Source organism: Pseudomonas sp. Pseusp3 (assembly GCF_047304225.1).
GTDB lineage: Bacteria > Pseudomonadota > Gammaproteobacteria > Pseudomonadales > Pseudomonadaceae > Aquipseudomonas > Aquipseudomonas fluorescens_CD.
In genome coordinates this window covers 1-17,486 of the sequence record NZ_JBGLYV010000112.1, presented here as the reverse complement: position 1 = coordinate 17,486, position 17,486 = coordinate 1, and the positions used below count along the sequence as shown (strand labels likewise).

The window sequence follows — 17,486 nt, the reverse complement described above, 5'->3', positions numbered from 1 at the left end:
CAGCGGTCGCCCGAGCGCCTTGGGCCGGCTGTTGTGCTGGCCGGTGCGCGGGCTGCTGATTTTCCTGCGCAGCGTGCCGGAAATCGTCTGGGCCCTGTTGTTCGTGCGCGCCGTCGGACTTGGCCCGACGGCCGGGGTGCTGGCCATTGCCATCACCTACAGCGGCATGCTGGGCAAGGTCTACGCGGAAATCTTCGAGTCGGTCGACCAGCGCCCCGTCCACTCATTATTGCAATCCGGCAGTGGCCGGCTGGCGGCCTTCTGCTACGGCATCCTGCCCAATGTCGGCGCGGAATTGCTGTCGTACACCGTGTACCGCTGGGAATGCGCGATCCGCGCGTCCGTGGTGATGGGCTTCGTCGGCGCCGGCGGGCTGGGCCAGCAGATCGACTTGTCGTTGCGCATGTTCGCCGGCGGTGAAGTGGCGAGCATGTTGCTGACCTTTCTCCTGTTGGTGCTCTTCGCCGATCAGATCAGCCGCCTGCTGCGCTGGAGGTTCGCATGAATCGCCTGGTCAACCTGCTGCTGATCCTGGGCATCGGCGCAGCGGTCGTCGCCTCGTTCAGCTACCTGGGCATCGATCTCGGCGAACTGACCGGCAGCGGCAACCTGAAGCAGATGGGCGCCTACGTGCTGCGCTTTCTCAGCCCGGACCTGAGCGCTGGCCACCTGCAAGCCATCGGCCGTGGCGCCGTGGAAACCATGGCCATGTCGGCCCTCGGCACCCTGCTCGCCGCCGTGTTCGGCATGCTCCTGGCACTGCCGGCGGCCGGGCGTTTCGGTTGGCCGTTGCAGAGTGCATCGCGCCTTGTGCTCAACGCCCTTCGCGCCATTCCCGAACTGGTGTGGGCCGCGCTGATGGTGCTGGCCGCCGGACTCGGCCCGAACGCCGGTACCCTGGCGCTGGCCATGCACACCACCGGCGTACTCGGCCGCCTGTTCGCCGAAGCCCTGGAAAACACCCCACCGCAACCGGCCGAAGCCATCCGCTTGCAGGGCGGCAATGTCGTCTGGGCCTTCTGCTACGGCACCCTGCCCAACCTGTTTCCACAGCTGCTCGCGTACATCCTGTACCGCTGGGAAAACAACATCCGCATGGCCAGCGTGCTCGGTTTTGTCGGTGCCGGCGGTTTGGGGCAGATGCTGTATGTCAGCCTCAGTCTGTTCCAGGAGGCGCAGGCCAGTACGGTGATTTTGGCGATGTTGGTGCTGGTGTTTGCGGTTGATGGGTTGAGTAGTTGGAGTCGGCAGCGGTGGGTTAAGGCGTGATGGGGAGTTGCATGGGCTTGCTGACCTGATTGCATTCGGGCTGAGCAGGCATTTGTATGGGGTTGGCAGCCGCGTTCTATGGTTATGACCGGTAGAAAACGACCCATTGCTGCCGGTCACGAATGGCCGTAACCGACCCGAATCAGTCTGTGAAGAAGGCAGCACCTAGCCAAAATAGTCTATTGCCTAATGTTGCTCCTCCCCCATGGCAAGCTTCCGCAACGCGACTCGATGGTCGTAAAAGCCTTTGTACGGTATGAGACTGAACCGGAATCACCTCAACGACACATAGACAGAATACTGGCAAATCGATAGTGTCGACCTCTCGGAGCACCTTCAAACTGGGGAAATGGATATGGATTTCTTAGATATTAAACTTGAGAATTGCTACGGAATACAAAAGCTTGACGCAATACTCACGTTTAAAGAGAGTGCGAAGATTCCAGCTGGTTCTGCTTTCTCTGTTTATGCGCCAAACGGTTTCATGAAAACTTCGCTGGCGCGAACTTTTTTGGATGTTCAAGAGGGACGGGACAGCCAAGATTTGATATTTCCCGAACGTCAAACCACCAGATCAATTACTTCCGACCCAGCCACGCCAATCACTCCTGAGTCCTTATTTGTCATCAAACCATATGTTGAACGATATGCCGGGGCAGGAACCTCAACGCTTCTCGTCAATCCAAAGTTGAGGCATGAATACGAAGAGGCCGTTCGAAACATCGACTCAACTCAAGAAAGTCTCTTGAAGACACTGAAGGAGATCTCAGGCTGGCCAGGGAAAGCTTCACCGGCCTCTGAAATTAAAGACGTCTTTCAGTTTAAAAATCCTTATGACTTCTTTGCAGATCTAGCTGATAGTTTGGATGGTGATACTCGATTTTCGGAATTGGCATATGCCGAAATATTCAATGACAAGACAATCGCGGCGTTCAAAGCAGGGACTTTGCACGAGCAGTTGCAAGAATACATGTCAAAGTATCAAGAACTTGTTGAAAAATCTCCGCTGCTCAGTAAAAAGTTCAACCATACTGGCGCCTCCGATGTCTCCAAGAACCTTCAAAGCAACGGTTTTTTTGATGCAAACCATACGCTGAATATTTCAAATGGTGGCGAAAAGTTAGAGATCTCCTCAGCGAAAGAACTGGAGGAGCTTGTTGTTGCGGAGAAACAGCGCATTCTGGGTGATAAAGAGCTGTCCGCAAAATTTGAAGCCGTAGATAAGCAGCTTCAAAAAAATTTGGAGTTGAAGAAATTTCGCGAGTATCTAACAGGGCATCCGGAAATTCTAGCCGAACTTGGTGATTTTAACGGATTCAGGAAGAAACTGTGGAATTCCTATTTTAATGCTGCCAAACCAGCTTTGATTTCATTTGCAGCGGCCTATGCTTCAGCAAAGGATGTAATCGCAGAGACAGCACATCAAGCGGAGGCAGAAAAGACGAAGTGGGCTGCGGTTGTTACCCAGTTCAACGAAAGGTTTTATGTGCCATTTAAGCTGGTCGTTCAGAATCAACAGGATGTTATTCTCAAGGGGGAAACCCCGAAAGTTGCTTTTGAGTTTCAGGATGGACAAGGAACGTGTGGCGTAGAAGAGGAGAAATTGCTTCAGGTTCTGAGTCAAGGAGAAAAGCGCGCCTTATATATCCTCAACGTGTTGTTTGAGATTCAGGCGCGTCGAGAGTCTAATCAATCCACTTTGTTAATAGTTGATGATATCGCAGACTCATTTGATTATAAGAATAAATACGCAATAATTGAGTATTTTAATGAAATTGCAAAAACTCCATTTTTCAGACTGATTTTTTTAACGCATAATTTCGATTTCCATCGAACAATTAGTAGCAGGCTTCAAATTGCTAGGAGCCGGAGATTATTCGCCAAAAAAAATCAGGGCGCTCTGGCGTTTGTAGAAGAAAAATATCAGAAAAATCCATTCACGACGTGGAAAGATGGCCTAGCAAAAAAACCTGCCTTTCTTGTAGCTAGTATCCCATTCGTGCGTAATTTAGCTGAATACTGCCATGGTGTTACGAGTCCGCACTATCTCATGCTCACGTCGTTGTTGCACATCAAGGCAGATAGCGCGACGCTGACCATCGAAGATTTAGAAGCATCATTCAAAGCTACATTGCTGGATCAGAACAACCTGTCACTTCCAAATCCGAAGGCTTCAGCAATGCAGCTTATTTACGATGAAGCAGAAGCTTTGGCCGTTAAGGCTGATGATGATGTTGAGTTGGAATCTAAGGTGATTTTATCAATCGGGATTCGACTTAGAGCTGAGGAATTTATGATTGCAAAAATTAACGATGCTAAATTTGTCAATGACATCAGCAGCAACCAGACCTTTGAGTTGTATAGTAAATTTTCTTCGATGTTTCCTGGCTCTAGCGATCAGATAATGGTGTTATCTCAGGTCAATCTGATGACGCCGGAAAACATCCATCTGAATTCGTTTATGTATGAACCTATTTTGGATATGTCGGCGCTACACCTCTACGACTTGTATGGAAAGGTTAAAGCTCTGGTTTGAAGTGCTTTTGGAGTAGTCAATCAATAGGCTAATCCTACGCAACCCCATCAGATCGGGCCTAGGCGTCTACTTTTGGCAGTTTACTGCGTGTCGTGACAGGCTGAAAACGGCAAAATGAGGATATTTAACTACCCAAGGTTTTGCCACTTTGGGTACTCTTCATATAGCGCATTAAATAATCGATTAAAACGCGGCGTGCTAACCTCTTTGAATAAATCCAGTGTTGGATAATGATTGTAAACAACAGAAACCAGAGCATTGCATACATAATGGTGCTGCATTAGCATCTCGCCAATCTCATCCTCGTTCAGATTGGCGACCCCTGTTTCAAGCGTGAGCGCAAATAAATTCTTCAGACGAAAAGGCGCCGGTGGATGGGTGAGTCTAAAAATATCCACCGCGTACCAGTCGTGTCTATCCATCATATGAAAATATAAATACACCGTAGTCAGCAAAAAGCGAACTCTCTCTTGCTCACCCCGTAACAGTTTACTGACAAGTAAATCGGTAGCCTCTGCACCAGCTTTAGAAGCAAGCTCTCTCTCTTGTATTTTTTTCAGACGAATAAATGCAAAATTATCCGCTATAATTTCTCTCGCTTGGGAAGCTACCCCCTCCTCATTGGTTAGAAGTTCAGACTGAGCCAGATCAACATCTACAGAACTACTGCCTCGCTCCTGAAACCTCGCACCATGATTATGGAAGACATGACCCAACTCATGTAGCACTACAAATCTAGTGAGCGTTTGCAGTATATAGAAAAATATTAACTGTCGCTCGCCAAATTTGTGCCATGACTTGCTCTCAACACCCCAATTAAAAGCAGTGCTAGACAAATCCGAAGCAACTGAACTGAAAGCAAATTCAGCATTTGGAGTCCAGGTCGGTTCGACTCCCCCCTCGAACTCTATAAAGACTCCGCTGGTAACGATTTTTGAAGCTACACGACATAAAACATTAAACATCCCTGCCGTCATAACAACGAGATTGCTTCGATATAGAACGCACGCTTGTATGCTGCGACTTATATTAAAGGTAAAATTTACAGGTGTAGGGAGAGCATTCTGACAAAGAAGCGAGAGATCCCGTTCCACAATCAAAAACCAAGGGTTTGTATCAGCTATATCTGAAGAAACTAGTCTTGGCTCTAAGCACGCTTGTCGCAAGGCATCATCAATGTTCATATGGGAACTCTCTATAGCATGCAAGACTAGGAAACGGATGCTACTAATTTGCCACCGGTCTGTCCACCGCCGTTTCGACCGATTTCAATTGGTGTCTCGACGGACCGAATAGGGTCGAAAACGACCAGATTCGATAGACAAAAGCGCCCCATTACAGCCATCCTTTAATGTTCTGTTTATGAGCTGTGGAACGCAATTCCGAGCAAGTGAAACGAAAAGCATTAGCCACTTATTAGGTACTACCTCTCTTAGAGTCATAGTTATTTAATTTTTCTTCTAGTTCAGATATTTTTTGCTCCACCAGCTCTACAACCTCTACTGAAGATTCAAATTTTTTTTCCTTCCCGAATTTCAGCAAGACTTCTAGATCCTCACTTTCAAATGGATACACCCCTCTAAAAGCTTTAGTTAGTAAATCGACACACATATCAATTACTCGGGCACCAGAGTAGTTCACCCCCCCCACTTCATCTCTTAAGCCGAATTCAATGCGCACTCTTTTTGGTATATCCCAGTATCGCTCTTTGCAAATACCAGTACGATCGAACAGATCTCTAAGGCGCATTGCATAAATACTAGGACCTGCGCTCTTGCTGATTTCTTTAATTGAGGTGACTTGTATGTTTGTTAAATTTGCGGCTTCTACTGCGCCACTCTGAAATCCAGATTCCGAGAGCAAGATACCTCTGTCCGCACCCACATCAGCAACTATCTCTCTTAGCGCGAGAACGTGTAGCTTGTTTACGGGAGTCTTCCAGTGCTTGCACTCTACAATCCATGTTATATCGAACCCTAAATAATGCGAGGTTACTAGTACATCTACGTCATGGCTGCTTCTTGCGCCTCTTACCGCTGTATCTGTGAACGCGTCCATACCTAAGGCACGGAAGTAGTCCGCCGCATCTTCTTGGTATTTTTTCCAGTCTTTCATTATTGATCCTTTTGTCAAACTGCCAATAGTAAATAGTCAATGGGAGCGAGGCAATGTTGTCAAGGCAGACGCACCGAAAAAACTTGTTCAACCGAAACTCACCGCCCACTAAGAGATGCCCTCAAAAGATAGCACGCCATACTTTTTTTACATTACGAAACCGTGTGCATCGTGCCCAATAACTGCTTCTGGCCGTTCTCTGCCGGTCATGCTCACAAAGCCTGCTGGTCAAATCCGATGCAACCGGTGGCCAAGTGCAGTGCAATTTCCTGCCTGACGACCAAACCAATACTACCCACGCAAAAAACCCTTCCTGCGCGTTAACGCAGGAAGGGTTTTTTCGTTGCGGCCGATCAGTCTTTAGCCTGGCTCAACTTGGTGAACAACTCGGTAGGTACTTTCTTGCCATTGGTGACGTACTGATTGGTGCGGAACTTGTACACCTCACCCTCGGAAAGGAAACCGTCGCCATTGGTGTCCATCGCCTTGAACTCCTCGCCCCCCTTGGGCGCTACGGCCAGCAGTTCCTTGAGCGACACGCGGCCGTCATGATCGGCGTCGGTGCGTGCAAACGACGCATCGCCGCACTTGCCTTCACCGCACTTGCCCTCGGCCTGGGTCTTTTTCGCGCTGGCTTCGTTGGCGCCGCACTTGCCTTCGCCACATTTGCCTTCGCTGGTCTTTTCCGCAGAGGCCAGTTGATAGCCTTGAGGCAAGGCTTCAGCGGAAAACGCGGTGGACGCGAAGTTGATACCGCCGACGAGTGCAACGGCGAGCAGGCCAATACGGGTTTTGTTCGACTGGATACGAGACATGTTGATACTCCGGATCAATGGCGTGGCTGGACCACTATTGGTCGTACCACAAGGGTTAATGAACCTGGTTGCGAGGTGCGTTGTGCTTCTCGCTCTGGCAGGTCTATTTGGCCCCCGTGGTGTATCCCGGCTGTATCCGTGAAGTGATGGTTTTGTATGGCTGTATGCGGATGTCGTGCCCTGATACACAGCGATACACGAAAGCCGATACTCAGTTGCTCATGTCCGCAAGCGCGCTTGTTTAAAAAGGTTGTAGGGTATTTCCGGAGAGCTACAACACCTTGCGTCGTTGCCTACGGTTACGCCAGAATCCGCCGGCTTGTGCGCCCTGCCCCTGGTCTCTATCGTTTCCGCGCCACTGCCCATCAGTGGTCGGGTCTGGAAACCCCGAAATGAAAATGGCGCAACTGCGCCCTTCATAACCTATGCTTGCGCGCTTTTAAGTGTGCACTCCGTTATGGCGGCTGTGCGCGGGAGACCTTCGGGTCTACCGGGTTGCCGTTTCCCCGGGTTTCCAGCCTGCGTACAGCTGCCACCCCTTCGTCTGGAAACGAACGTGGCAGCTTCAACCATGAAGCGGAGACAGCCATGTTCAAAGTCACCCCCAACCCGCCGGACACCGATCCGACATCCCCATCGACTGCCGACATCAAAGCCACACCGCGCACGCCTGGCTCCCTGTTTACCGTCGATCCCAAGGTCGATACCGAAACCCTGATGGTGTATCTGGTCGAGACGCTGGCCTCGGTCGATGTGATGGTGCACCAGTTGGTCGATCATCTGGACGGCGGATCGCGCAATGCACTGCTGGGGATTTCCAACAGCGTGATGTTGGCGGAGATCACGGCAAACACGGTGCTGGATCGGATTGATCCGCCTGAGTAGATGCCGTCTGCTGTGAGGAGTGATGTTGTTCGCGTTGGGCTGTGCGGCCATCACTTTTTTGAACCGCTGCGCGGCCCATCGCGAGCAAGCTCGCTCCCACAGGGATTTGGGTGGTCCGGTAAAAAAGGGCTGGGCCGATGACTAGATAATGGCAACATGCCACAATTGACGCCTGCCTTGGCATCCCAGGGATTTCTACTGCAATAGCCCGCCGCTCCTCAAGGACGGCTGACCCGGCTACAAAACAAGGAGTTGGCACCGTTGATGCCTCAGCAGGATTTACTCGCACCCGTTACTCGCACGCAAAAAATCACTTCGCTGATCACCCGTGGCATGGCAGGCCTCGGTGTTGTACTGAGTGGCCTGTGGGGGCTGATCACTTACGCCGTTCCGGACCCAAGCGTGTTCGGCTTCAGCTTCATCAGCTGGAAGAGCGTGGTGTTGGTGGTCAGTACATTCCTGCTGCTGAGCGCCATTTCCATTGGCTGGCAGATCCGTAATTTCACGCCTGTGATCAGAGGGGTGCTGCAGTTTTGCATGGTGATTGGCCTGTCTTTTGGCTTTTTCATCCTGGGCACTGAATACGCCAAACCGTCGTTCGAGTTTGCCAAGGTTCAATCCAAAATGGTCGAAAACGAAGGCAACAACCTGCTCGGAAAACGCATGGAGGTTCTGGACAACGTCCGCTTTGAGCTGCTGGGCTGCGAGAATATCGGGCGATTGCCAACCTGCACCTTCGAACTCACCAACCTCAATGTGGATCGCATCTTTCGCTTCGAAGATGGCACACGGATGTTCGACGAGTCTGGTGGCCCGCTCAAACCGGAATCGATTCGAGTTGGCCAAGTCGAGGACTACTACTCCAGACAGTTTCAGCTGGTTCGCAACGTACCAACACGAGTGACGTTGCTGTTTCAGCAAAGCAACAGCAAGTTGAGCAAAACCCCAGCGATCAAACTGGGTTTTCAGGATAAAGACAGTGAGTATCTGATGCTCAAGTTCACCGACGTCGCCATGCACTAAGTAACAGGGTAAAGCGGCTGCTCATGACGCCTTCTGACTCAGCAGCCGCAACCACATATCTTCAGGCCTGAAGCTCAAACCCTCAATTCGGATCAAGCAACCCGCCACTCCAGTTGCGCGACACCCGGCTGCCGGTGAATTTCGCCACGCCCATGCCCTGGGCTATCAGGCGGTCGCGATAGCGCGTCACCAGGCGCCCCGCTTGCTCGGCGTGCAGTACCACTTCGGAGGATGGGTCGCCCGGGGTCCTGAGGATCCGTGCAAAGCGCTGCCCTTCTTCGACGAAATCCCCCAGCTCTTTTTCGAAGATCAGCACGCCGGGTTGCGGCGCGATGATGGTTTCCATGTGGCCCATTTCCACCGCTTCGACAGGCCATTCGGCAGGCGCCACTGACTCATCAATGACGCCGCAACTGCACAGCCAGTTGTACAGCCCTTGGGCATCCGATTGCGCGAAACGGTCGCTGACATCGCCCTGCCCGCGCAGCTCCAGGGTTGCCGCCATGCGGTGCCCGGTGACGCCTTCGCGCAACCACGGGGCAATGATGGTCTCTTCGAAGGAACCATCGCCGCCGTCATCCCAGATGATGGCCACGTCCATCTTCATCGCCGCCGCCAGTTCACGGCCGCGAGGCCAGAAACTGCGGTGCACGTAAAAGTATGGCAAGGCCTCGTCATCGGTGTGCAGGTCGAGCATCACATCCGCCGGGGCGGCCAGTTGCACGAGTTTTTTCTGCCATTGCTGGACGCAGGTCGAAGGTCGCTCCATGGCCGCCGACTGGTCGAACGCGCGATTGAAGTTATGCCCGGTGGCGTCATGGAAGCGCCCGAGAATCCGCCCCTGGCGAAACTGTCCGATGCCCAGCGGATTGGCCTGCGGCACCACGGTGATGTTGCCCTTGAGCCGGCCTTGGGTCTCGGCGACCTGAAGCCGTTGCATCAGCAGGTGCAGGACCAGCATCCCGGCGATTTCATCGGCGTGCACGCCGGCCTGCAGGTGCACGTTCGGCCCGCTGCCATCGCCTGCGTAACGCCAGGCGCCGACCTGCACGGCATCGCCGTTGTTGTTGCGAACGCTGAATGAAAGATCCTGCGGCATTGGCTTTCCCTCCCGTCATGAACGTTGAAAACGTTGTATCGCTGCTGCCGAGGCTGGTGATTGAACAGACGTTCAACTAAGCTCGGCAACGTGGAACCTCATCCAAGGACAGCCTCGTGACAACCGATGCCCCGAAAAACCGCCGCGCCGAACCCGATGACCGCCGCGAAATGCTGGTGGCCGCCACCCTGCGCTGCCTGGGCCGCGACGGTCACGCCGGGATCTCCGTGCGCCGCATTGCCACTGAGGCCGGGGTGTCCGTGGGTTTGCTCAACCATCACTTCGGCAGCATCGAGGCCCTGATCGCGGAAACCTACCAGCGGCTCGCGAGCGAACTGACCACCGCCCTGCTGCTGGAAATCGAGCAGGCAGAAACACCTGCGCAAAAAATTGATGCTTTCCTGGTCGGCTCGTTCTCGCCCAGGGTCATGGACCCGAAACTGCTCGGTGTGTGGGTGGTGTTCTGGAGCCTGATCCGCCACTCCGACCACGTCAGCCAGTCCCACGAAAAAAGCTACCGCGCCTACCTCGACCTGATCCGCCAGTTGCTCGACGGGCTGGCGGCCAGCGAAGGTTTCGTGATTCACGACACCCGCCTGGCGGCCATCGGCTTATCGGCGATGCTCGACGGTCTCTGGCTCGAGTGGTGCCTCAACCCCGAGACCTTCAGCGCCGCCAACGGGCTCCATATCTGCCGTTGCTGGATAAAGGGGCTGCGTCACGGAGCATTCGGCACCGACGACGTCCTGTGACGAGTGCCGGCCGAAGATCATCGCCAGGGTGCCGCTGACCGCGATCAGCCCGGCACCGATCATTAGCGACGTATCCATCAGCGTGCCCCAGACCAGGCTCGACAGCGCAAACGCCCAGATCAGCCCGGTGTATTCGAACGGCGCGAGCAAGGTCGCGGTGGCGCGGCGGAAACTGGCGAACAACAGGAACTGGCCGATGCCGCCCACCAGGCCGGCGCCGAGCATGCCCAGCCAGGCGGGCGTCGGCGATGGCGTGTGGGTCCATGGCAACGCGACCATCATGCAAATCACGAACACCACGTTGGTGATCAGCATCTGCTCCAGCACTGACGTCTGTTCGTCAACCTGGCGCAACTGGATGTAGGTGAACGCCCAGCACATCGCCGCCAGCAGGGTCAGGACGATCGGCAACGGGTCGGTCATGTTGTCGGGGCGACAGGCAATGACCACTCCGACAAAACCGACGATCAGGCTGAACCACTGCCAGCCGCTGGCGCGCTCCTTGAGAATCACCGCCGCCAGTACCGTGACCATGATCGGTGCGGAAAAGTACAACGTGGTCATCTCGGCCAGGGTCAGGTCCCGGGCCGCCGTGTAGTACAGCACCCAGGCCACGATCGACAGCAAGCCGCGCACCACTAGCAGGCGCCGGCTCGGTGAGTGCCAGGCCCGCTGGATAACGCGCAAACGCCCCGCCAGCAACACTGCCACGACCACCACGGCGGCGCGCCAGAACAGAATGGTGACCACCGAATAGTCGGCCACCAGCCACTTGATGACCGCATCCTGCAGCGACAGGAATGCATAACCCAACGTGCACAGGCCAATGCCCTGCAGCGAGCGGTCAACTCTTGGCGAACTCATCAGGCTGACCTGCGCACGGGCGTCCCGCGCCGCTCGGCAAAGGCAAACAGCGCTTCGATCAGGAACGTCAGGCAGACATACACACCGGCCACCAGCAACAAGGGTTCGTACACCTGCAGGGTTTGCGCGCGGACCACGTTGGCGGCGCCGAGCAGGTCGATCACGGCGATGGTCGAGGCCAGTGCCGTGGACTTGAGCAGCATCACGGTTTCCCCGGCCAGGGTCGGCAGCAACAAGCGCATCGCCCGGGGCAAGCGCACCCGCAGCAAGGACTGGCGCGCGGTCATGCCAAACGCCGAGGCCGCTTCCATTTCGCCCTTCGGTACCGCCAGCAGGCCACCGCGAATCACTTCGCCGACATAAGCCCCGACCGACACCACCAGGGCGAACACGATGTACCAGTATCCGTCGCGCAGGTACGGCCAGAGGAAGCTGCCGCGAATCAGCGGGAACTGGGCAAACAGGCTGCCCAGGCCGTAGTAGAAAATGTAGATCTGGATCAGCAACGGCGTCCCGCGGGTCACGCTGGTGTAGAACAGGCTGACCTTGGCGATCACCTTGTTTTTCGAGATCCGCGCCAGCGCCACCAGGATCGCCAGGGCAAAACCGAACACACTGGAGACCAACAGGATTGCGAGAGTGGTTTGCAGCCCCCGGCCCAACAGTGCCGCGTATTCAACTATCCACGCTGGAATCATTTCATTCTCTCTGCCGGTTCAGTCAACAAGAGGCATCCAGCGACGAATGCGTCGCTCCAACCGTCCCGAAAGATAGTTCGACGCCAACGTCACCGCGTAATACAACGCGGCAGCCGTGAGGTAGAACAACAGATAATGGCGCGTCGACCCCGCGCCTTGCTTGGCGGTGTACAGCAGCTCGTTGGTGCCGACCACGCTGATCAGCGCACTGTCCTTGATCAGGTTGATCCACAGGTTGGCCATCCCGGCCATGGCGTAAGGCGCCATGATCGGCAGCGTGACCCGCCGGAACAGGCCGAAACCGTTCAGGCCGAACGCCTTGGCCGCTTCGATCTGGCCGAAGGGAATCGCCTGGATCGCCGCGCGGAAAATCTCCGAGGCGTAGGCGCCCTGCACCAGCCCCAGCACCACGATGGCCGCCAGCGGACCGCTGACATTCACCACGCCGTAGCCGAGTCGGGTCATCAGCGAATTGAGGAGCATGGAGCCGACGTAGTACAGCAACAGGATCAGCAGCAACTCCGGAACCGCCCGGAACAATGTGGTGTAGCCGCGCATCAGCGCCGCAATCGGCTTCGGCGCGCCAAGCTTGAGGCAAGCCACCACCAGCCCGATGGCCAGCCCGAGCACAAAGGCCCCGGCAGAAATCTGCAGGGTCATCCAGAGCCCCTTCAACAGCGCACTGCCCCATCCCTGTTCGGTGAAATTGATCAGATCGAACATTGCCGGCATTTCACTCTCCAATTGGAGGACACGGCCCCCTGTAGGAGCGAGCTTGCTCGCGAAAAACGTCAACGATGACGCGGTCATTCAGAAAAACCGCGGCGCACTTGCGTTCATCGCGAGCAAGCTCGCTCCTACAAGGGGGTTGCGTTCAGTTCATCAGAACGCAGGTTTCACGCTGGTGCCGAAGTAGCTTTGGGAGAGGTCGTCGTAGTCCTTGCTCGCCAGCAATTGCTGGATGGCCTTGTCCAGTTTGGCCTTGAGTTCGGTGTCGTCCTTGCGCAAGCCAGCGCCCACGCCTTTGCCGAAGATCGGGTCATATGGCACGGTGCCGAGGTAGGCCAGGTCCTTGGCATCCGGGGTCTTGACGAACGCGGCCATGGCAGTGCCGTCGGCCATCATCAGGTCGATGCGGCCGGCAATCAGGTCGGCGTTGGCCGAGTCCTGGGTGTCGTAGTACTTAACGTCGGCGATTTTTTCGTAGTAGGTCTTCAGGTAACTGGCGCTCACGGTCGAGTTCTGCACGCCGATGATCTTGCCCTTGAGGTCATCCGGGTACTTCTTCACCGACGACTCTTTCGGGCCGACCACGGCAATCGCCGAATCGTAGTAGGCCTTGCTGAAGGCGATCTGTTTTTCGCGTTCTTCGGTCACCGACATCGAGGAAAAAATCACGTCGATCTTCTTCGCCAGCAGCGACGGAATGATGCCGTCCCACGCCACTTCCTTGATCTCGCAATCGGCTTTCATTTCGCTGCACAGCTTGTGGATCAGGTCGACTTCAAAGCCCTTCCATTCACCGTTGGCCTGCTTCTCTGTGTACGGCGGATAGGGTTCGGCTGCCACCGCGAACCTGATCGGCTGCGCCTGTGCCGCACTCATGCCAGCCAGCAATACGCAGGCCGCACCGGTCAACCAGTTTGCAAAACGTCGATTTCCCATGTTGTTTTCCCGTCTTTTTATGATGAGTTAGCGAGTCTGATGAGCGTTGACGAATTGTCGGCAGCGCTCGCTGCGTGGGTGTACGAACACTTCGTCCGGCGAACCGGTTTCCTCGATCAGCCCTTGATGCAGGAAGGCGACTTTGGAAGAGACATCGCGTGCGAAGGCCATTTCATGAGTCACCAGAATCATGGTCCGGCCTTCTTCGGCGAGGGAGCGGATCACCCGCAGCACTTCCCCGACCAGTTCCGGGTCGAGTGCCGAGGTGGGTTCATCGAACAGCATGACCTTGGGCCGCATGGCCAGGGCCCGGGCGATGGCCACCCGTTGTTGCTGTCCCCCGGAGAGAAACGCCGGGTACTCGTTGCGCTTGGCCGCAAGCCCGACGCGTTCGAGCAGGGCTTCGGCCCGTTCGGTGGCCTCCGCACGGCTTTCACGCAGGACCTGGGTCGGCGCTTCGATGAGGTTTTCCAGCACCGTGCGATGGGGCCAGAGGTTGAAGTTCTGAAACACCATGCCCAGGCTGGAACGGATGCGTACCAGCTGTTTGGCGTCCGACACCAGCGGTGCGCCGGGACGATTCTGGTTGAGGTGAATGCTTTCGCCATCGACCAGGATACGGCCCTGGTCCGGCACTTCGAGCATGTTGATGCAGCGCAGCAAGGTACTTTTGCCCGAGCCGCTGGCACCGATCAGGGAGATCACTTCGCCCTCGCGGGCGGTCAGGGAAACGCCCTTGAGCACTTCGATATTGCCGAAGCGTTTGTGCAGGCGATCGACCTCGATCATGGTCTTGGCCGCTGCCGGTTCGACGGTTGCGGTACTGGTCACCGTGCCGATCACTGGCCTCGGTGCTTCGCCGTTCAGCACCCGGACAAAGTCGCGAATGCGTTGGCATGCCTGGGCCAGTCGCTCTTCACTCAGGGTGAACGAAAGCCTTACAAAACCCTGGGCCGGCTCACCGAATGCCGCCGCATCCAGCACCGAGACACCGGCTTCGCGCAGCAGGCGCCAGGCGAACTCCAGCGACGTCAGGCCGGTAGCACGCACGTCGACCAGCACGAACATGCCGGCATCGGGGTTGAGCACGCTGATGCCCGGGCAATCGGCCAGGCCGGACACCACCAGATCGCGGCGCCGACGATAGATCTCGCGCATGCCGTGGGTGACTTCATCAAAGGCCTGCACGGCCTTGAGCGCCGCTTCCATGACAAACCCGGGCAGGCCGTAGAGCATGCTCAACACCAGGGTTTCGACATGATTGACCAGGGCTTCGTTGGCCACGACCCAGCCGATGCGCCAACCGGTCATGGCATGGGATTTCGACAGGCTGCCGATCACCACGCAGCGCTCGGCCATGCCCGGCAACGCTGCCAGGCTGAGGTGTTCGCGCTCGTAGGCGAGGCTCTCGTAGACCTCGTCGACCACCACCCACAGGTCATGGGCGATGGCGAGGTCGGCGATTGCTTGCAGCTCTTCGCGGTTGAGCACCACGCCAGTGGGGTTGTTCGGGTTGGAGAAGAAAATCGCCCGGGTGCGCGGGGTAATGGCCTTGGCCAACACGGCGGCATCGAGGCGGAAACCCGAGTCCGCCGCACAGGGCACCCGCACCAGCGTGGCGCCGGACGCCTTGAGCGTCGCTTCGTAGGTCACGTACATCGGATCGAAGGCGATCACTTCGTCGCCGGCACCAAGCAGGCACATTGAGGTGGCAAACAACGCGTTCTGCGCACCGGCCGTGAGAATGACGTTGGACGCCTGCAGTTCGCGGTCGGTCAACCGGCTGTAGCGGGCGGCAATGGCCTCGCGCAGGGCCTGGCGGCCGGCGATTTCGGTGTAGTGGGTATCCCCTTCGCGCAAGGCGTGGATGGCGGCGTCGGTAATGAAATCGGGGGTGGGGAAATCCGGGTCGCCGACGCTGAGGATGATCACGTCCTCGCCGTTGCGCTGCGCCGCATTGGCCGCGTAGTGAATATCCCAGGCGGCAACGCCTTGGCCACTGATCCGCTCAACAAAGGGTGAAAACCGCATGCCAGTGCCTCGTTCGAATTGAAGAAACGCAAGCCCGCAACCAGCCGGGGGAAGGTGGCCCCCAACATAGTCGAGACTGAACACTCGTTCAACAGAAAACTCGCGAGGCTTCGCGTTCAGCGCAAACAGGTCGTTTTCACGACAGTCGCGCCGTTTTTCAGCACGAGGTTGCCAGGCGCCGTGACCCCCATTGACTGAGCGTGCCGATGACCAGGGCCACGACAACCAGTGCCGCCGCGACGGCGAACGTGACCCGCATCCCCTGCGCGACCGCTTCCGGTGGTGCCTGCACAATGTTGCTGCTGGCCGTGGCGAAGGCGAACACCGCGCCCATCACGCAAGCGCCGGTGATCAACCCCAGGTTGCGTGACAGACCGAGCAGACCGGAGATCACGCCACGTTGTTCTGGCGCAATGTCCGACAGCACGGCGGTATTGTTCGCCGCCTGGAACAGCGCATAGCCGGCCGTGAGCACCACCAGCGGCGCGAGGTAGCCGAGTACGCCGAGGCTCATCGGCACGGCCGGCAGGATGGCTGCGCCGGCCAACATGGCAATCAACCCGACCGCACTCGAACGCTGCGCGCCCAGTCGGTCGACCAGCCGCCCGCAGGGCACACCGGCCAATGCCGCCACCAGCGGGCCGGCCGACATCACCAGCCCGACACTCACCGCCTTCAAACCCAGCGCACCCGACAGATAGAACGGGCCGACCACAAGGGTGGCCATGACGACCGTGGTCACCAGGGTGCTCATGGCGAACCCTGCGCTCAGCCGCGGGTTGCGCAACATCGTCAGTTTGACCAGCGGCGACGTGGCCGTCTGCTCGACCAACACGAACAGGATCAAGCCGATCACCGCGACCAGCAGCAGCGCGGTATTGAGCGGGCCGAAGCTGCCGTGCCCAAGGGTCATGGCCAGCGTGTAGGCCAGCAGGGTCAGGACCAATACCAGCGTGCCGAGTGCGTCGAAGTCTGGCCGATTGGACGTCATCTCGTGGCGATCCACTGGCAAAAAGCGCCAGGCAAGCCCGAGCGCCAGGACACCCAAGGGTACGTTGAGCAGAAAAATCCCCTGCCATCCCACTTGTGCGATCAGCACGCCGCCAAGTGTCGGCCCCAGGGAAGTGCCGACTGCCGACATCGTGCCGAGCACGCCCATCGCACTGCCCATTTTTTCCTTGGGCACTGCCGCGCTCACCATTGCCATGGACAACGCCATCATGGTGGCCGCGCCGATGCCCTGTAACGCCCGGGCAGCAATCAACAGCCACAGACCGGGCGCCATTGCGCACAGGATCGAGGCAACGGTAAACAGCGCAATGCCGATCAGCAGCAACCGCCGCCGCCCAATGAGATCGCCGAGCCGGCCAACGCTGACGATCAACACCGTGATGCTCAGCAAGTAGGCGAGCACCACCCACTGCACGGCCTGGAACGACGCTGAAAACGCCTCGGCCAATGCCGGTAGGCCAACGTTGGCAATGCTGGTGCCCAGGGACGACAGCAACATGGATAACGACAGGCTGGCCAAGGCTCCCCGAATCGATATGGACTTCATTCTCTCGCGACTCCGCAAATAGGTTGTCCCAAGCCTAAGCTCGGCCATAACATGGCGGAAGACGCAGCATTTGCAGTTTATTCATGCACGAGACGCCACATAGCGACGAACCCATGTGGGAGCGGGCTTGCTCGCGAAAGCGGTGTGTCAGGCAATACACGTGTCAACTGACACAC

General features: G+C 56.6%; 15 protein-coding genes and 1 pseudogene. 6 read left to right on the top strand and 10 right to left on the bottom strand.

All coding sequences use genetic code 11. The annotated features are described in order from the left end of the window. The 3 genes from ACCD00_RS26205 to ACCD00_RS26195 all read left to right on the top strand — a co-directional run. On the top strand, positions 1 to 505 hold a 505-nt coding region (locus ACCD00_RS26205), incomplete at its 5' end, for a PhnE/PtxC family ABC transporter permease (RefSeq protein WP_413428198.1). Continuing rightward, positions 502 to 1,269, top strand: coding sequence for a phosphonate ABC transporter, permease protein PhnE (gene phnE / locus ACCD00_RS26200; RefSeq protein ID WP_413428197.1), 768 nt, complete (start codon positions 502 to 504; stop codon positions 1,267 to 1,269). The genes ACCD00_RS26205 and phnE, both read left to right, overlap by 4 nt. Positions 1,270 to 1,624: 355 nt before the next feature. Further along, positions 1,625 to 3,805 carry a hypothetical protein gene (locus tag ACCD00_RS26195; RefSeq protein WP_413428196.1) on the top strand — a complete coding sequence of 727 codons (2,181 nt, stop codon included), beginning with the start codon at positions 1,625 to 1,627 and terminating at the stop codon, positions 3,803 to 3,805. Between the two features lie 128 nt (positions 3,806 to 3,933). On the opposite strand, the gene ACCD00_RS26190 is transcribed toward ACCD00_RS26195, so the two are convergent. From ACCD00_RS26190 to ACCD00_RS26180, 3 genes are all read right to left on the bottom strand, one after another. Next, the gene (locus ACCD00_RS26190) at positions 3,934 to 4,989 is read right to left on the bottom strand and encodes a hypothetical protein (protein WP_413428195.1); all 1,056 of its coding nucleotides are present in this window, start codon (positions 4,987 to 4,989) and stop codon (positions 3,934 to 3,936) included. 232 nt (positions 4,990 to 5,221) lie between these two features. Next, on the bottom strand, positions 5,222 to 5,920 hold the full coding sequence (locus ACCD00_RS26185) for a restriction endonuclease (RefSeq protein WP_413428194.1): 699 nt from the start codon (positions 5,918 to 5,920) through the stop codon (positions 5,222 to 5,224). A 353-nt stretch (positions 5,921 to 6,273) separates the two neighbouring features. Next, the gene (locus ACCD00_RS26180; RefSeq protein WP_413428193.1) at positions 6,274 to 6,735 is read right to left on the bottom strand and encodes a hypothetical protein; all 462 of its coding nucleotides are present in this window, start codon (positions 6,733 to 6,735) and stop codon (positions 6,274 to 6,276) included. A gap of 588 nt (positions 6,736 to 7,323) precedes the next feature. Here ACCD00_RS26180 and ACCD00_RS26175 point away from each other — a divergent pair. Together ACCD00_RS26175 and ACCD00_RS26170 are read left to right on the top strand one after the other, a co-directional pair. Further along, on the top strand, positions 7,324 to 7,620 hold the full coding sequence (locus ACCD00_RS26175; protein WP_413428192.1) for a DUF6124 family protein: 297 nt from the start codon (positions 7,324 to 7,326) through the stop codon (positions 7,618 to 7,620). 264 nt (positions 7,621 to 7,884) lie between these two features. Beyond that, positions 7,885 to 8,643 (top strand): hypothetical protein, encoded by a 759-nt coding sequence (locus tag ACCD00_RS26170; RefSeq protein ID WP_413428191.1) that lies wholly within the window; start codon positions 7,885 to 7,887, stop codon positions 8,641 to 8,643. Between the two features lie 82 nt (positions 8,644 to 8,725). Here the strand turns inward: ACCD00_RS26170 and ACCD00_RS26165 are convergent, their stop codons facing one another. After that, positions 8,726 to 9,742 carry a succinylglutamate desuccinylase/aspartoacylase family protein gene (locus ACCD00_RS26165; protein ID WP_413428190.1) on the bottom strand — a complete coding sequence of 339 codons (1,017 nt, stop codon included), beginning with the start codon at positions 9,740 to 9,742 and terminating at the stop codon, positions 8,726 to 8,728. A 170-nt stretch (positions 9,743 to 9,912) separates the two neighbouring features. On the opposite strand from ACCD00_RS26165, the pseudogene ACCD00_RS26160 reads away from it, so the two are divergent. After that, positions 9,913 to 10,398: pseudogene (locus tag ACCD00_RS26160) on the top strand (TetR family transcriptional regulator C-terminal domain-containing protein); the annotation flags it as partial. Here the strand turns inward: ACCD00_RS26160 and ACCD00_RS26155 are convergent. The 6 genes from ACCD00_RS26155 to ACCD00_RS26130 form a co-directional block, all read right to left on the bottom strand. Next, positions 10,354 to 11,358, bottom strand: coding sequence for a DMT family transporter (locus ACCD00_RS26155; protein ID WP_413428189.1), 1,005 nt, complete (start codon positions 11,356 to 11,358; stop codon positions 10,354 to 10,356). The pseudogene ACCD00_RS26160 and the gene ACCD00_RS26155 sit on opposite strands and share 45 nt — an antisense overlap. Beyond that, entirely contained in the window at positions 11,358 to 12,056 is a 699-nt protein-coding gene (locus ACCD00_RS26150; RefSeq protein ID WP_413428188.1) for an ABC transporter permease, read from the bottom strand. The genes ACCD00_RS26155 and ACCD00_RS26150 overlap by 1 nt, the downstream gene beginning before the upstream one ends. 18 nt (positions 12,057 to 12,074) lie before the next feature. Next, positions 12,075 to 12,788, bottom strand: coding sequence for an ABC transporter permease (locus tag ACCD00_RS26145; RefSeq protein WP_007981895.1), 714 nt, complete (start codon positions 12,786 to 12,788; stop codon positions 12,075 to 12,077). 150 nt (positions 12,789 to 12,938) lie between these two features. Then, on the bottom strand, positions 12,939 to 13,721 hold the full coding sequence (locus tag ACCD00_RS26140) for a transporter substrate-binding domain-containing protein (RefSeq protein ID WP_413428187.1): 783 nt from the start codon (positions 13,719 to 13,721) through the stop codon (positions 12,939 to 12,941). Positions 13,722 to 13,748: 27 nt separating this feature from the next. Further along, complete coding sequence (locus tag ACCD00_RS26135; RefSeq protein ID WP_413428186.1) at positions 13,749 to 15,752, bottom strand: aminotransferase class I/II-fold pyridoxal phosphate-dependent enzyme; 2,004 nt, start codon at positions 15,750 to 15,752, stop codon at positions 13,749 to 13,751. Positions 15,753 to 15,909: 157 nt separating this feature from the next. Further along, on the bottom strand, positions 15,910 to 17,358 hold the full coding sequence (locus ACCD00_RS26130) for an MFS transporter (protein WP_413428185.1): 1,449 nt from the start codon (positions 17,356 to 17,358) through the stop codon (positions 15,910 to 15,912). Positions 17,359 to 17,486 lie beyond the last annotated feature (128 nt).

Excerpts from the sequence above, each read along its gene's own strand:
- phnE (WP_413428197.1), top strand. The coding sequence starts at position 502 with ATGAATCGCCTGGTCAACCTGCTGCTGATCCTGGGCATCGGCGCAGCG.
- ACCD00_RS26195 (WP_413428196.1), top strand. The coding sequence starts at position 1,625 with ATGGATTTCTTAGATATTAAACTTGAGAATTGCTACGGAATACAAAAG.
- ACCD00_RS26190 (WP_413428195.1), bottom strand. The coding sequence starts at position 4,989 with ATGAACATTGATGATGCCTTGCGACAAGCGTGCTTAGAGCCAAGACTA.
- ACCD00_RS26185 (WP_413428194.1), bottom strand. The coding sequence starts at position 5,920 with ATGAAAGACTGGAAAAAATACCAAGAAGATGCGGCGGACTACTTCCGT.
- ACCD00_RS26180 (WP_413428193.1), bottom strand. The coding sequence starts at position 6,735 with ATGTCTCGTATCCAGTCGAACAAAACCCGTATTGGCCTGCTCGCCGTT.
- ACCD00_RS26175 (WP_413428192.1), top strand. The coding sequence starts at position 7,324 with ATGTTCAAAGTCACCCCCAACCCGCCGGACACCGATCCGACATCCCCA.
- ACCD00_RS26170 (WP_413428191.1), top strand. The coding sequence starts at position 7,885 with ATGCCTCAGCAGGATTTACTCGCACCCGTTACTCGCACGCAAAAAATC.
- ACCD00_RS26165 (WP_413428190.1), bottom strand. The coding sequence starts at position 9,742 with ATGCCGCAGGATCTTTCATTCAGCGTTCGCAACAACAACGGCGATGCC.
- ACCD00_RS26155 (WP_413428189.1), bottom strand. The coding sequence starts at position 11,358 with ATGAGTTCGCCAAGAGTTGACCGCTCGCTGCAGGGCATTGGCCTGTGC.
- ACCD00_RS26150 (WP_413428188.1), bottom strand. The coding sequence starts at position 12,056 with ATGATTCCAGCGTGGATAGTTGAATACGCGGCACTGTTGGGCCGGGGG.
- ACCD00_RS26145 (WP_007981895.1), bottom strand. The coding sequence starts at position 12,788 with ATGCCGGCAATGTTCGATCTGATCAATTTCACCGAACAGGGATGGGGC.
- ACCD00_RS26140 (WP_413428187.1), bottom strand. The coding sequence starts at position 13,721 with ATGGGAAATCGACGTTTTGCAAACTGGTTGACCGGTGCGGCCTGCGTA.
- ACCD00_RS26135 (WP_413428186.1), bottom strand. The coding sequence starts at position 15,752 with ATGCGGTTTTCACCCTTTGTTGAGCGGATCAGTGGCCAAGGCGTTGCC.
- ACCD00_RS26130 (WP_413428185.1), bottom strand. The coding sequence starts at position 17,358 with ATGGCCGAGCTTAGGCTTGGGACAACCTATTTGCGGAGTCGCGAGAGA.